This is a genomic window from Paraburkholderia strydomiana, assembly GCF_031456815.1.
Classification (GTDB): domain Bacteria; phylum Pseudomonadota; class Gammaproteobacteria; order Burkholderiales; family Burkholderiaceae; genus Paraburkholderia; species Paraburkholderia caledonica.
In genome coordinates this window covers 136,974-151,355 of the sequence record NZ_JAVDVL010000012.1, presented here as the reverse complement: position 1 = coordinate 151,355, position 14,382 = coordinate 136,974, and the positions used below count along the sequence as shown (strand labels likewise).

General features: G+C 62.2%; 10 protein-coding genes. 5 read left to right on the top strand and 5 right to left on the bottom strand.

All coding sequences use genetic code 11. From position 1 onward, the window contains the following. Window positions 1–16: 16 nt before the first annotated feature. Entirely contained in the window at window positions 17–2,602 is a 2,586-nt protein-coding gene (locus tag J2W46_RS27180) for an adenosylcobalamin-dependent ribonucleoside-diphosphate reductase (RefSeq protein ID WP_310357838.1), read from the top strand. A gap of 92 nt (window positions 2,603–2,694) precedes the next feature. On the opposite strand, the gene J2W46_RS27175 is transcribed toward J2W46_RS27180, so the two are convergent. After that, complete coding sequence (locus J2W46_RS27175) at window positions 2,695–3,591, bottom strand: alpha/beta fold hydrolase (protein WP_310357837.1); 897 nt, start codon at window positions 3,589–3,591, stop codon at window positions 2,695–2,697. An 808-nt stretch (window positions 3,592–4,399) separates the two neighbouring features. Between J2W46_RS27175 and J2W46_RS27170 the strand changes: the two genes are divergently transcribed. Then, window positions 4,400–5,365, top strand: a complete 966-nt coding sequence (locus tag J2W46_RS27170) for a PQQ-dependent sugar dehydrogenase (RefSeq protein ID WP_310357835.1) — start codon at window positions 4,400–4,402, stop codon at window positions 5,363–5,365. An 18-nt stretch (window positions 5,366–5,383) separates the two neighbouring features. On the opposite strand, the gene J2W46_RS27165 is transcribed toward J2W46_RS27170, so the two are convergent. The 3 genes from J2W46_RS27165 to J2W46_RS27155 form a co-directional block, all read right to left on the bottom strand. Continuing rightward, the gene (locus tag J2W46_RS27165) at window positions 5,384–7,219 is read right to left on the bottom strand and encodes a sensor histidine kinase (protein WP_310357834.1); all 1,836 of its coding nucleotides are present in this window, start codon (window positions 7,217–7,219) and stop codon (window positions 5,384–5,386) included. Further along, entirely contained in the window at window positions 7,219–8,328 is a 1,110-nt protein-coding gene (locus J2W46_RS27160; protein ID WP_310357832.1) for an ABC transporter substrate-binding protein, read from the bottom strand. The genes J2W46_RS27165 and J2W46_RS27160 overlap by 1 nt, the downstream gene beginning before the upstream one ends. Before the next feature lie 133 nt (window positions 8,329–8,461). After that, complete coding sequence (locus tag J2W46_RS27155; RefSeq protein WP_310357830.1) at window positions 8,462–9,394, bottom strand: 2-hydroxyacid dehydrogenase; 933 nt, start codon at window positions 9,392–9,394, stop codon at window positions 8,462–8,464. A 182-nt stretch (window positions 9,395–9,576) separates the two neighbouring features. On the opposite strand from J2W46_RS27155, the gene J2W46_RS27150 reads away from it, so the two are divergent. After that, entirely contained in the window at window positions 9,577–11,055 is a 1,479-nt protein-coding gene (locus J2W46_RS27150; RefSeq protein ID WP_310357828.1) for a sensor domain-containing diguanylate cyclase, read from the top strand. Window positions 11,056–11,143: 88 nt separating this feature from the next. After that, entirely contained in the window at window positions 11,144–11,485 is a 342-nt protein-coding gene (locus J2W46_RS27145; RefSeq protein ID WP_027805005.1) for a zinc ribbon domain-containing protein YjdM, read from the top strand. A 10-nt stretch (window positions 11,486–11,495) separates the two neighbouring features. On the opposite strand, the gene J2W46_RS27140 is transcribed toward J2W46_RS27145, so the two are convergent. Then, window positions 11,496–12,485: an AraC family transcriptional regulator gene (locus J2W46_RS27140; RefSeq protein WP_088176038.1), complete on the bottom strand. Its 990-nt coding sequence runs from the start codon at window positions 12,483–12,485 to the stop codon at window positions 11,496–11,498. A gap of 342 nt (window positions 12,486–12,827) precedes the next feature. Here J2W46_RS27140 and J2W46_RS27135 point away from each other — a divergent pair, with 342 nt between their 5' ends. Continuing rightward, window positions 12,828–13,880, top strand: a complete 1,053-nt coding sequence (locus J2W46_RS27135; RefSeq protein WP_310357826.1) for an NAD(P)-dependent alcohol dehydrogenase — start codon at window positions 12,828–12,830, stop codon at window positions 13,878–13,880. Window positions 13,881–14,382: the final 502 nt, after the last annotated feature.

Here is a 14,382-nt window from a genome sequence, read left to right as displayed (position 1 = left end):
TGCTCGAGGGCATACCATGGCAGAAGACACGCCGCATCCGTCGACCCGGCAGGACACCGGCGCGGCGAGCGCGCCTCCCACTCCTCTAGTCGCTCCGCAGCAATTTGCCACCGACGTCCTGCTCGAAAAGTACGCGAAAGGCGATGAGCAATCCGCCGACGACGTCTTCAGGCGCGTCGCCCGCGGCGTCGCCGAGGCCGAACCGCCGGAACTGCGCGAATCGGTAGAAGCGCTTTTCGTCGATAACCTGCGACACGGCGCGCTCGGCGCCGGCCGCATCATGAGCGCGGCGGGCACCGGCATCGCGGCCACGCTGATCAACTGCTTCGTGCAACCGGTCGGCGACGCGATCCAAGGCGTGGACGAACAAGGGCTGCCCGGCATCTACGTCGCGCTGCTGCAAGCCGCGGAGACGATGCGGCGCGGCGGCGGCGTCGGCTACAACTTTTCGGCGATCCGGCCCAAGGGCGCGCGCGTTCACACCACGAGTTCGTCGGCGTCCGGGCCGTGCAGTTATATGGATGTGTTCGACGCGTCCTGCCGCACGGTGGAAAGCGCGGGCTCGCGGCGCGGCGCACAGATGGCCGTGCTCGACTGCGATCATCCGGACCTGCTCGAATTCATCGAGGCGAAGCACTCGAAGGGACGCTGGAACAACTTCAACGTTTCCGTCGGCGTAACCGACGAATTCATGCGAGCGGTCGAAGAAGATCAGCCCTGGCAGCTCGTGCATCGCGCCGAGCCGTCGCCTGCGCTGCGCGCGGCAGGCGACGTCAGGCAGCGGAACGACGGTATGTGGGTCTACAGCGAGCGGCCCGCGCGCGCGATCTGGGACCGCATCATGCGCTCCACTTACGACGTCGCAGAACCGGGCATCGTCTTCATCTCGCGGATGAACGACGACAACAACCTGCGCGCCGTCGAAACGATTCGCGCGACCAACCCTTGCGGCGAACAACCGCTGCCCGCTTATGGCTGCTGCAACCTCGGCCCGCTGAATCTCACGGGTTTCGTGATCGATCCGTTCGCGCAAATGAAAGGCGGCAAGCCGTCATTCGACTGGGACGGTCTCGCGAGGCGCACGCGCACGCAGGTGCGTTTTCTCGACGACGTGCTCGACGTCACCCTGTGGCCGCTGCCGCAGCAATACGAAGAATCGCGCGCGAAACGCCGCATCGGCGTGGGCTTCACCGGACTCGGCGACACGCTCGTAATGCTCGGCTTGCGCTATAACTCGCAGGAAGGCCGCGACTTCGCCGTGAGTATTGCGCGGCTGATGCGCGACGAGGCGTATCGCGCTTCGGTGGAACTCGCGAAGGAGCGCGGCGCGTTTGCGCTCTTCGATGCCGCGCGCTACCTCGAAGCCGGCACGTTCGCATCGCGCTTGCCCGATGACATCAAGGAGGCGATTCGCCGTCACGGAATTCGCAATAGCCATCTTCTGTCGATTGCGCCGACCGGCACCGTAAGCCTCGCATTCGCGGACAACGCGTCCAACGGCATCGAGCCCGCATTCTCGTGGACCTACACGCGCATGAAGGTGATGGCGGACGGCGGCCGCGAATCGTTCGATGTCGAAGACTACGCGTACCGGCTTTATCGCGAGCTGGGCGGCGACGTGAGCCGGCTGCCCGACTATTTTGTCAGCGCACTCGAAATGTCCGCGCGCGATCATCTGGACATGATGGCGGCCGTGCAGCCTTACGTGGACACGTCGATCTCGAAGACGGTGAACGTGCCCGCCGACTATCCGTTCGGAGCCTTCGAGAGCCTGTATTTCGATGCGTGGAAAAGCGGCCTCAAGGGTCTCGCCACGTATCGGCCGAACGAAACTCTCGGCGCGGTGCTCAGCGTGAGTCCGCCCCAAGCCGACGACACGCTGGCCGAAACCGATCTCGATCCGCTGCGTATCGCGATCGACCATCGGCCAAAAGGCGAGCTGCCGGCGATCATCGAGAAGGTCGAGTATCTGACGCAAGCCGGCAAGAAATCGCTATACGTCGCGGTGTCGTTTATCGAGGTGACAGGGCGTCTCGGCGGAGAAGACGTGACCATCGAGCGGCCCATCGAGTTCTTTATCCCGACCGGTCAGCGCGACGAGTCGCAGCAGTGGATCACGGCGACCATGCGTTCGCTGTCGCTCGCCGCGCGCGGCGGGTTCGTCGCACGCAATCTGCAGGACATGCGCAAGGTGTCGTGGGATCGCGGGCAAGTGCGTCTTGGCGAAGTGCAGCGTCTGGACGGGCACCGCACGCCGCGCTGGCACGATTCGGAAGTCGCCGCCCTCGCCTTTGCAATCCAGCAGATCCTGCACCGGCGTGGATTCCTCGATGCCGAGGGCAATCAGGTTCCATCGCGCCTGCTCGCGCGTTTGCCGCGCGGACAGATGAAAGCGGAAACGGCGTTGCCCGCGGACTTCGGCATCCGCCCGCATCCGGGCGAAGCCGAAACCAGCACGTTGCAATCGGCGCAGCCCGGCGTGCTACCAGGACTGCATTCGATGCTGGGACGCAAATGCGGGTCGTGCGGCGCGAACGCCGTGATTCGCAAGGACGGATGCGACTTCTGCACGGCGTGCGGCGAAGTGGGGGCTTGCGGGTGAGTGTGGCGATCGTTCGTCGCTCGGCGTAACGGGAACGACGGCGAGTTGCTCACCCGCCTGTCCAGGTCATCGGACAGCGCGGCACGCCGCTCTTATAGCCACTCGCGTACTTTGAGGATCGCGTCGGCGAAAGCCGAGGGCTGCTCCTGCGGCAGGTTATGTCCCGCATCGATCACGCGGTGTTCGTGCGCGGCGATGAACATGCGGCTGTGATCTGACGTCCCACCGGGTTTCAGCGGGTCTCTCGTGCCGTCGAGCGTCACTGCGGGCACCGCGATGGCGGGCTTTTGCGCGAGGCGCTGTTCGAGAGAGTCCAACGCTGGGTCGCCGGCTGCGAGGCCGAAGCTGTGGCGGTAACAATGGACTACGACATCGACGAAGTGAGGATTGTCGAAGGACGCCGCCGTACGGTCGAATACTGCCTGGTCGAACCGCCAGCCCGGCGACCACTCTTCCCACAGCATCCGGCACAGGTCGCGGCGGTGTTCGGCGAGGCATGCGCGCCCGCGCTCGGTCTGAAACAGATGCTGATACCAGCAAACGTGCTCGAGCGAAGGCGCGGATGGACGTCGTTGGGCGCTGACATCGATGATGTCGTAGCCCGCGTACGAGACAAGGCCACCTATCCGCTCCGGCCACAACGCCGCGACGACGCACGACGCGTTGCCGCCCCAGTCGAAGCCGGCGAGGATCGGGCGCTCAAGGCCGAGAGCGTCCGCAAGCTGGACGATATCGCGACCGCGCGCGGCTTGTTGCCCGCTTCGCATGATCGCGTCGGCAGCGAAGCGGGTAGGACCGAACCCGCGCGTATAGGGAACAATGATTCTCGCTCCAGCGTCGGCGAGGATCGGCGCCACGTCATCGAAGGCATGAACGTCGTAGGGAAAACCGTGCGACAGGATGACGGGCCAACCGTCGCTGGGACCATAGTCGAGGAAAGCGATCCGCAAACTCCCGGTCGCGACCGTCTTCACCGGCTGCTCATTCATGCAGGTCATCTCCGATGGGTTAGTATTCCTGCTTTACCGACGCTGGCCGACCTCGACGCGCTACATTGCCGGAAAGAGTCGCTCGCAGCAGCTGCGGCGGCGTAATCCGACAAACCCGACCACGACGCCATCAAATAAAGCACATCGATTAGCCGTTGCGCCGAGCGTCGCGGCGCATCCGGCACAAGTGCTGGTCCCGCAGCGTGGATTCACGCTTCAGCGTCCCGCTCGGCCGGCTCGCGTGGCAAACGCTGACAGTGTTTTGTCCGCCGCCCACCGTTGCACAGACCACTATTTAACATCTGCGGCGTCGAAAGCAAACGACTCACGCGGTGGGTGGCGCTGCCCTCGCGGTCCGATCCGTGCGGGAGGTCAAAATGTCGCGCTTTAGCAAAAACTGGTTTAGCCAAAGCGGCGCAATCGCCGCGCTGGTACTGTTGCTGACTCTACCGTTTCCGCCCGGTGCGGCGGAGGCAGTTTCCCCGAACGCCGCTGTCTCCAATGCTGCGGTTGTTACGCAGTCGGTTACGTGCCAACCCACTTCCATCACCAGGCCGCAACCGACCCTCCCAAAGGGTTTCACCGAGCAGATTTTATACAGCGGCTGTCTTAACCAGCCGACAGCGATAAGTTTCAACAAGAATAAAACGAGGGTTTTCGTTGCCGAAAAAGGCGGCAGGGTGTGGAATTGCGACTTGTCTTCTCCCACCTGTTTGCTGTTTGGCAACCTGAGCGGCAAAGTCTGCAATGATTCCGACCGGGGACTGCTCGGGCTTGCAGTAGATCCCCGAACGACGGCAAGGTCTACGTGCTTTACACCACGCCACCTGCTACTGGGGCGTGCAGCGGAAACGTCCTTACCCATGGCCAGCTTTCCCTTTTGACAGGGACGGGCGAAACGAAGATCCTGCCCGCCGCAACGTCAGGCAACCAGACCTGGTGCTTCTTCTACACGTCCCACAGTATCGGTGGCCTGGTTTTCGGAACGGATAACAAAACGCTCTACGTTAGCGCTGGCGACGGCGCAAGCTTCAATCAGGTCGACGACGGTCAGTTGGATAACGCTTGCGGCGATGGAACGAATCTGCCACAGGGGGCGTTCCGCAGTCAGGGTGTCTCGCCCTACAGCGATGGCGTTATTTTGCGGATAGCGAATCCAGGCACGACCACCCTAAGCATTGCCACGGTTGCAAACGGCCTGCGCAATCCTTTCCGCTTTGCGCGCGCGCCCGGCACGGATGATCTGTATATCGGCAATGTCGGCTGGAACGCCTGGGAGTCCATCGATCATGTGAGCGTCGAAGGCCAGAACTTTGGATGGCCGTGCTACGAAGGATGGAACCCTAGTAATAACGCCGCTGCGGCTCCGCAACCCGACTATCAGAGCACTGCCTACTGCGGGAGCGTTGGGGGTGTCACTGCGCCGTTCTTTGCTTACGCTCACCTGGGTTACGTCACGCTCGACGATCGAAAAGGGAAGGCCTGCGGCGGCAAGCCGTCCGGCGGAGGGCCGGACCAGAACGGCAGCGTGCTCTCAGCCATTGGGTTCACTGACGACACGAGCACGACCTACCCCGTTCAGTTCAAGAACGCGCTGTACTTCGGTGATCTTTTGCGCAAATGCATCTGGACAATGCGGCCTCCCGACAACACGCCACAGAATTTTGCGAAGGGTCTGCAAGGAGGACCGGTGGATTTGAAAGCAGGTCAAGACGGAGACCTCTTCTACGTCGACCTGGTTACCAGTACGGTAAGGCGCATCACGCACAAGTAGCCGGGAGGTCACACCACCTCACGACACGAACGTTGCCCGCACATCGTCCGATAGAGGAATGCGCACCGCGACGACAGTACCCGAACCGGCGCTGCTCGCAATCGAGAGCGCTCCGCCGATCAGGCGGGCGCGCTCGGCCATGCCGAGCAATCCGTAAGAGCCGCGGTGCCCGGCCGACACGGCATTCAGATCGAAACCGCAACCATCGTCGCGAATCTCCAGGTCGATCGACGCGTCGTCCGAACGCAGCGTCAATACCACGCGCGACGCGCGAGAGTGGCGCGCCACATTGGTGAGCGACTCCTGCGCAATGCGGAAAATCGCCGTCGCGCACGAATCCTCGAGTGCGGGTTCGTCGCCATATGTCACGAACGAGCAGCGAATGTGGTGGCGTCCGTGGAAGTCCTCGGCGAGCCATTCGAGCGCGGACACAATGCCGAAATTCAACGCTGCAGGCCGCAGATGATTGGCCACATTGCGCACCATCCACATGGTTTTCTCAACGAGTTCGCGCATTGCTTCGGTCTTGCGCAGCGCGTCCGGATTGGCCGCCAGTTTCATCTGCAGCAATGAAATGTCGATCTTCAGCGCGGTCAGAAGCTGGCCGAGTTCGTCGTGAATTTCGAGTGCGATACGCTTTCTTTCCTCTTCACGAATCACTTCGAGGTGCCAGGACAATTGCCGAAGCTCCTCGCGCGAAGCCCGCAGTTCCTGCTCGGTGCGTTTGCGCTCAGCGACTTCCACCTGAAGCCTGTCGCGGTGGCGGCGCAGATTGTCCAGCGCATGCTTGCGAGCCGTGACATCGGCAAGCAGGCCGTCAAGCCGAACGATATCGCCATGCGGGTGCGCGACGCCGCGCGCGCTCAGTTGTACCCAGATAGCCGTGCCGTCAGGTCGCGTGAGCTGCAAATCGAGCTCGGCTATTTCGCCGTCCCGCTTCAGGCGCGCAAAGAGGTCGTCCACCAGCTCGGACGAAAACGGCCGCTTGCCCGGCTCTCCGGTTCCCGCAGCGACCAGCGCGTCTGCGCTGCTGTAGCCGAGCAGACGCGCCATCGCCGGATTGGCTTCCTCCAGCCAGCCGTTGCGGTGCAGGCAGAAAATGCCTTCGAGCGCGTTTTCAACAATGCTCCGGTACTTCTGTTCACTGTCGTAAAGGCGCGCCGTCGATTCGCGCAGGCGGTCCGCCATTGCATTGACGCGCGCAGCGAGGCGGCCGAGTTCGTCGTCGGACTCCACTGCGCAGCGCGCATCGAGATTGCCGCCCGCTATGCGGTCCACCATTTCTTCGAGCCGGTTGACGGGGCCTCGCACCATGCCATTCAGCAGGACCAGCGTGGCCGCGTAGAGCGTGGCGACCATCGCGGCTATCGTCGCGAGAATTGCGTTACGCGCATCGCGCATTGCCTGCATTGCCGGTGCTCTCGACAGTTGAACGCGGACCTCGCCGAGCTTCTCGCGCGGCGCATTGCCGGGCGGCTGGTATTCGATCGGCCGCACGCGCACCACGTCGCTGGACGGGTCGGCACGGCGTGCACCCTTCGCCTCGGCCACGACGCCATAGCCTACCGCGGTGACCGTGAACTGCACGACCTCCGGATTCGGCGAAAGCGCGGCGAGCTGGGCGCTGATCGCGCCGCGGTCCACGTTCCATAGCGGCAACGCGAGCGAACGGCTGAACAGATCGGAAATGCGCGCAGCACGTTCTTCGAGTTCGGAAAATTTCTGCGCGCGCTGGCGCTCGATCAGCAGATAAGCCGACGTGCCCGCGACCACCGCGACCAGTATCGCGAGCGCAAGCATGAGCTTCGCATGCAGATTCAACGAGCGTAGACCCGGAAGCGAAAATGGACGCATCACCCGCTCCCGGCGAATGGACCGACAAGCCGCGCGAGACTGAAATCGTAGGGGCCGGGTTCGGGATGCCGAACCTTCGAAAACATCGTGAAATCGAGTTCGTCGCCATGATCGAAGATCGCCTGGCTAAAGCGCTCGACGTTCCCCTGATGAACCACGCTCAGAAAGTCCAGCGTCTGGCGGGCGCCTCCCGATGCCGCAAAATCCTTGCCGTGATGGTAGTCGTATAGCAGCACCATCGCCCACGCGCCGATGAAGTAGTCGCCGCCCACCATCGCTGCCAGTCCGCCTTCGGCGACGCTGCGCAGCGCGCCTGGCAGCGCGCCCATGCCGCCTACGAGCACGCGCGCGCCCCGAGCCCGGACCGCGCTCAACGCGCCGAGGGTCATCGAGTCATTAGCAGCCCAAACAAGATTGGTGTCCCGATAGCGCGCAAGCAGCACGCGCGTCTTTTCCTCGCTATCCGCGTAGCTCCAGTCGCTGAACACCAATTGATACATTCGCGAGCCGCCGACGCGCGACAGGAACGCGTCGACACCCGAGGCGCGTTCCTGCGAAACCGGCGTGTTGGGATCTCCGGTGATGCCGATCACCCTGGCCGGTTCGCCGGCTAGCCGGCCGCACAAGTAGCTCATCAGGCGATAGCCGCCGCTCGCCGCGTTGGCTGTCACCGTTCCGATCCAGTTCCGTATGGCTTGCCGTTCGTCGCCGATCTCACGACGTTGCCGCGCGGTCACGTCGTTATGAATGACGACAACTTTCGAAGACGAGCGAGCGAGCGACCGAAGCATCTGCTGGGCGGCCATTTTTTCATTGACGATCACCACGTAATCGGGAGGATCGGCCCGGCGCGCGACTTCCTCGGCCTGACGCAACATAAGCAGATGATCCCGCTCGGCGTACACAACGTCGAGACGCATGTCGAAAGACTGCGCCGCAATGCCCATGAATTCCGACACCAGTTGCCAGTGCTGTCCGGTGCCATGCTCGACGGCCTCACCCGGGTTGAGGAACACCACACGAGGTCTGCCCGCCGATGCGCGAGCCAGACTGACCGGGCTGAGCAGAGCGCCTAGCGAGCATGCAGCGAGCGCATCTCTGCGTTTCATATCACCAATAGGCCGACCATGACGCGGGATACTCATTATGAATCTACCGCCACGCCATTGCACCTCTGGCAAATGCGTAGGCGGCGGCGTTCACAGAGGTCGCAATGGACAGACGAAAGACAGCGGCGTCTGGTCAGATCGGGGTCAACACAGGCTCGCCGGCGAAATGCCGGGCAGCGTTTCGCAGAAAATTGTTCACGGCTGCCGCTATCGCGTCGGGCGAGCGTCCGCCGACATGCGGTGTCAGCACGACGTTGCGCAGCTTCAGCAAGGCAGCAGGCGGCTGCGGTTCGCCCTCGTAGACGTCGAGTGCCGCGCCTGCGATCGTCCGTGCTACGAGCGCTTGCGCGAGCGCAGCGGTATCGAGCACGCTGCCGCGAGAAACGTTGACGACGAAACCATCCGGGCCCAGCGCCTCAAAAACCCTGGCGCCGATCAGATGATGTGTACCCGCACCGCCGGGCGTCGCGATCACGAGGAAATCGCACCACTGCGCGAGTGCTTCGACGCCGTCGAAATACGATAACGATGTGCCTTCTCGCGGCTTGCGGTTGTGATAGCCGATCTCCATGTCGAAGCCCGCGCCGCGCCGCGCGATCTTCTCGCCGATGTTGCCGAGCCCCACGATGCCGAGACGCTTGCCGGAGACGTCCGGACGCATCGGCAATGCATCGCGCCATACGCCTTCACGCGTCGCCTCGTCGAGTCGCGGCACATCGCGCACGATCGACAGGAGCAACGCAAACGCGTGGTCGGCGACGCAGTGATCGTTGGTGCCCGCTCCGTTCACGAGCACGATGCCGCGCGAGCGCGCATGGTCGACGGCAACGTTTTCATAGCCCGCGCCGAGTGCGCTGACGAATTCGAGCTTCGGCATGCGATCGATCTCAGCCGCGCTGAGCCCACGTGTGCCGTTCGTCAGCACCGCATGGATCGTTGCGCCGTGAGTGGCGATGACAGCGGCATGTTGCGCCGGATCGGGCGCGTAGACGCTGTCGAATTCTGCCTCGATAGAAGCGCGGCTCGCGTCGTCGAGATGAATGAGAATCAGCAGAGAAGGCTTCATGTCCGTCCTTTTTCCCGGTGGCGTGTGTGCAGGTTGCAAACGAAACGCGTCGAATCGAGTGTAGCAAGACCAATTATTGCGTGCTGACGCGAAGCCCTGCTGCAAGCCGATGAAAGCCGTTTGTTTTTTAGGCGACTTCAAAGGGGCCGTAAAATAGCCGGACTTTTCGCTAAGAGAACCTCATGCTGGATACTCTGCCAGGCGTCCCCGAGCCCGCCAACGACGATTCGAAGATGTTCGACCTCGCGCCCGTCTCGCTATGGGTCGAAGACTTCAGCGGCGTGCGCGATCTGTTCGACGCATGGCGCGCCGAAGGCGTGACCGACCTGCGCGCGCACTTCGCAAATGCGCCCGAACGGATTGCGGAATGCGCCCGTAGCATTCGGGTCATCAAGGTGAATCAGAAGACGCTGACGCAATTCGAAGCCGCCGATTTCGCCACGCTCAACGACAATCTCGCCACGGTGTTCCGCGACGATATGCTGAAGACGCACCTGGAAGAACTGTGTCAGCTGTGGGCCGGGCAAGCCCACTTCACGAGCCAGACCGTGAACTACACGCTTGGTGGTCGGCGCCTCGACGTGCTGCTGAAGGGTTCCGTGCTGCCGGGTCACGAGGAGCGCTGGGACCGCGTGCTGGTGTCGGTCGAAGACATCACCGAACTGGAGGCGGCGCGGCGTCGCGTGACGCTCGCCGAGGAATACGCGCGCGGCCTGTTCGAGCATTCGCCGGTATCGCTATGGGTCGAAGATTTCAGCGCGGTCAAGCAGTTGCTCGATCAGGCGCGGGCAGCCGGGATTAGCGATTTCCGCGTGTTTACCGATGTGCATCCGGAGTTCGTCGAGCGCTGCATGCAGGAGATTCACGTGCTCGACGTGAACTGGCACACGCTCGAAATGTTCGCCGCGCCGGACAAAAAAACGCTGCTCGCGCGCCTGCCGCAAGTGTTCCGCGACGACATGGGGCCGCATTTCCGCGAGCAGTTACTCGACCTGTGGGAAGGCAAACTGTTCCAGCAGCGCGAGGTGCTCAACTATTCGCTCGACGGCAGCGAGGTGCACGTGCATCTGCAATTCTCGGTGCTGCCCGGTCACGAAAAGAACTGGGACCTCGTGCTCGTCGCGCTGACCGATATCACCGCACGCAAGAAGGCCGAAGCGTACCTCGAATTTCTCGGCAAGCACGACGTGCTCACCAAGCTGCGCAATCGTTCTTTCTATGTGGACGAACTGAACCGGCTCGAGCGCAAAGGTCCGTGGCCCGTCACCATCATCATGGCTGATCTGAACGGCTTGAAACGCGTGAACGACCAACTCGGCCACGCTGCCGGCGATGCGCTGCTGCGCCGCGCAGGCGAAGTGCTGGCGAAAGCCATGGAGTCGCCGTTCCAGGCCGCCCGTATCGGCGGGGACGAGTTCGCGATCCTGATGCCGAACACCGACGAGCGCGGCGGCGCGGCGATGATCGACGCGATTCGCCAACTCGTCGAAATGAACAACCAGTTTTATCCGGGCTCGCCGCTGAGCTTTTCAATGGGAGCCGCGACGTGCCAACGCGGGGACCGCCTTGAAGCCGGCGTGCAGCGCGCGGATCTGCTGATGTACGAAGAAAAACGCTCGCACTACGAACTGCGGCCCAGTGTGGACGCCAGCGGCGTCTGAAAGCGGGATAGCGCGACGCAGGCGTCGGCTATACTCGCCCCCCTCAACCGATCCCGATCCTCGGCGCACGCGCCTTCCAAAAAGAACCATGTCGACAATTCCCGCCTGCCCCCAATGCGCAATGGACAACACTTACCCGGACGGCGAGAACTATGTCTGCCCCGACTGCGCGCACGAGTGGCCAATCGCCGCCGTCACATCCGCTGACCAGTCAGACGAACGCGTGGTCAAGGACGCCAACGGCAATGTGCTCGCCGACGGCGATGCGGTAGTGCTAATCAAGGATCTCAAAGTAAAGGGCTCTTCCATCACACTGAAAATGGGCACGAAAGTGAAAAGCATTCGGCTCGCCGGCGGCGATCACGAGGTGGACTGCAAAATGGACGCCGGCAACTTCATGTTGAAGGCGGCGTATCTGAAGAAGGTGTGAGGCAGCGCGCTTACACGGCCGTGACATAACGTGCGACTGGCTGCACGATTCGCGGCGGCGGTGAGTCGTAGATTGCCCGCATGCGCTTCACTTCGTCGACGGGACTCAGGCCAAACAGGCGCTTGAATTCGCGGCTGAATTGCGAGGCGCTTTCATAACCTACGCGCGCCGCTGCGGCGCCCGCATTCAAACCGTCCTGCACCATCAACAGGCGCGCGTGATGCAAACGTGTGGTCTTCACGTATTGCATCGGCGAAGTCGCTGTCACTGCTTTGAATTGCGCGTGAAAAACAGCGAGGCTCATACCGGCTTCCGCAGCAAGCGTATCGACGTCGAGCGCGCCGTGATAATCGGCGTGGATGCGACGCAGCGCCTTTGCAACGCGGCCAAAATGATTCTGGTGCGTGAGCGCCGCGCGAATCGCGTCGCCCTGCTCGCCGGTCAACACCCGATAACAGATTTCGCGCACGATGCTGGGCGCGAGAATGCGCGCGTCGAGCGGCGACGCCAGTGCATCCAGCAGACGCTGCACCGCGCTGCTCAAAGCGGGATCGAGCGGCGTCGAGTAAATGCCGAGCGGTTCGTTCTTCGCGGCGCCTTGCGTTTCGTTGAGCGCCATCAGCAACTCGGCCACCATGGTCAGATCGACCCGGATCGAGATGCCGAGGAACGGCTGATCAAAGCTCGCCTCGGTCTCACATTCGAACGGCAGCGGCACGGACAGCACGAGGTACTGCTGCGCATCGTACTGGAACACCTGGTCCCCGAGATAGCCTCGCTTGCGCCCCTGACACACAATAACAATGCTCGGCTCGTACATGACCGGCATGCGCGGCAGCGGGCTGTTGGCACGCATCAGGTTCACACCTTCCAGGCTCGAACGCGTCATGCCAGGCTTCGGCGCGAGCATGTCGAATACTTCGATCAGGCGCTGCTGCGCGGCGTCGGCCACTGGAAGTTCGGCTGCGGGTGACGACAGTTCGGACGAGTGCTGCGACATGACGATATAGTGACGGGCAAGAGAATAATGCTTGAAATTTAGCACCAAACTGCCTGGTGCGCTCCTCTCCAGGAGTTTTAGGCAAATCTTCAAGACATTCAGGTATTCACTGAGTGGCCGCGCGCTCCTACTATGGGAACCCTGCCGGATCATCCTTTCCGCGCTACGCCACCAGTCTGGTCGCAGTTCAAGTTCACGAACTCGCCACCCATGCGGGCGTTCCGATCCGCGCGGTGGTCCGACGCTTTGATCGAAACATTGGCAAGACCTGGCCGCATCGGCGACATGTATCGCCCATCGCGGGCGGCTTGCAACATCCACCCTCTTTTGCTGGAGCTACCCATGAGCACGACATATGCCTATGCCGCGACCGACGCCAGCGCGCCGCTCGCCCCGTTTGAAATCCAGCGCCGCGAACTGCGCGCGCACGACGTACAGATGGAAGTGCTGTATTGCGGCGTGTGTCACTCCGACCTGCATCAGGCCCGCAACGAATGGAAGAACACCGTGTATCCCGTGGTGCCCGGTCACGAGATCGTCGGCCGCGTCACCGCCGTGGGACCGGACGTCACGAAGTACAAGACGGGTGATTTCGTAGGCGTAGGATGCCTCGTCGACTCGTGCCGCACCTGCGCAAGTTGCGCCGAAGGGCTCGAGCAGTACTGCGAGAACGGTTTTGTCGGTACCTATAACGGCGTGGACCGCGTCGACGGACAGATTACGTACGGCGGTTATTCGACTCAGCTCGTCGTCGACGAAGAATTCACGTTACGCGTGCCGCAAAATCTCGACCCCGCCGGCGTTGCGCCATTGCTGTGCGCGGGCATCACGACGTATTCGCCGCTGCGCACATGGGGCGCCGGCCCCGGCAAGAAGGTCGGCGTTGTCGGCCTCGGCGGTCTGGGTCACATGGGCGTGAAGCTTGCGCGTGCGATGGGCGCGCATGTCGTGCTGTTCACCACGTCGCCGTCGAAGATCGAGGACGCGAAGCGGCTAGGCGCACACGAGGTGGTGATCTCGAAGAACGCGCAAGAAATGGAAGCGCATGCGAACAGCTTCGATCTGATTGTGAATACGGTGGCTGCGCCGCACGACCTGAACCCGTTCCTTAACCTGCTCAAGCGCGATGGAACGATGACGCTGGTAGGCGCGCCGGAGCACGACCATCCGTCGCCGCAAGTGTTCAACCTGATTCTCAAGCGCCGCCGCCTGGCTGGCTCACTGATCGGCGGGATTGCCGAGACGCAGGAGATGCTGGACTTCTGCGGTGAGCACGGAATCACTTCGGACGTCGAAGTCATTCCGATGCAGAAGATCAATGAGGCGTATGAGCGGATGTTGAAGAGCGACGTCAAGTATCGATTTGTGATCGATCTCGATTCTTTGCGGAAGTGATTGAGAGGGTTGCTGCCTGCGGCGCGGTATTTTTTTCGCGCCTGCGGGCGGTGGATTTGTTTTTTGCTTTTTGTGGTTTGGAGTTCTGTTTCTGGGTGGGACCTTTGGCCTTTCCTTGATTTCACGGCGGTCTATTAGCGTTGCCCCTGTGCGGGGCGGCACTTACTTTCTTTGCCGCCGCAAAGAAAGTAAGCAAAGAAAGCGGGCTCAAACCGCTAGCTCATAAGTGGGCGCCGTGGTCTGCAACCGGTAGTGGTGCATCTGGAATCCGTGCTCCCGCACATTCCGCACTCGTGACAAGGCAGTCATTCTTCCGGCAGCGCTTCGCGCGCCGTGGCGGTCGTTCATAAAACCGTCGGTGCTTTTTTGTTGCGGGCAGTCATGTCGCGCCCAAGTTTTCGATCGGAAGTACTACCGATACGCGTCAAAGCGCGCACGGTGTTCCGTGCACCTTTCCGACGAGCGCACCGCGCGAGGCGGGAAGTATGACTGCCTTGTCACG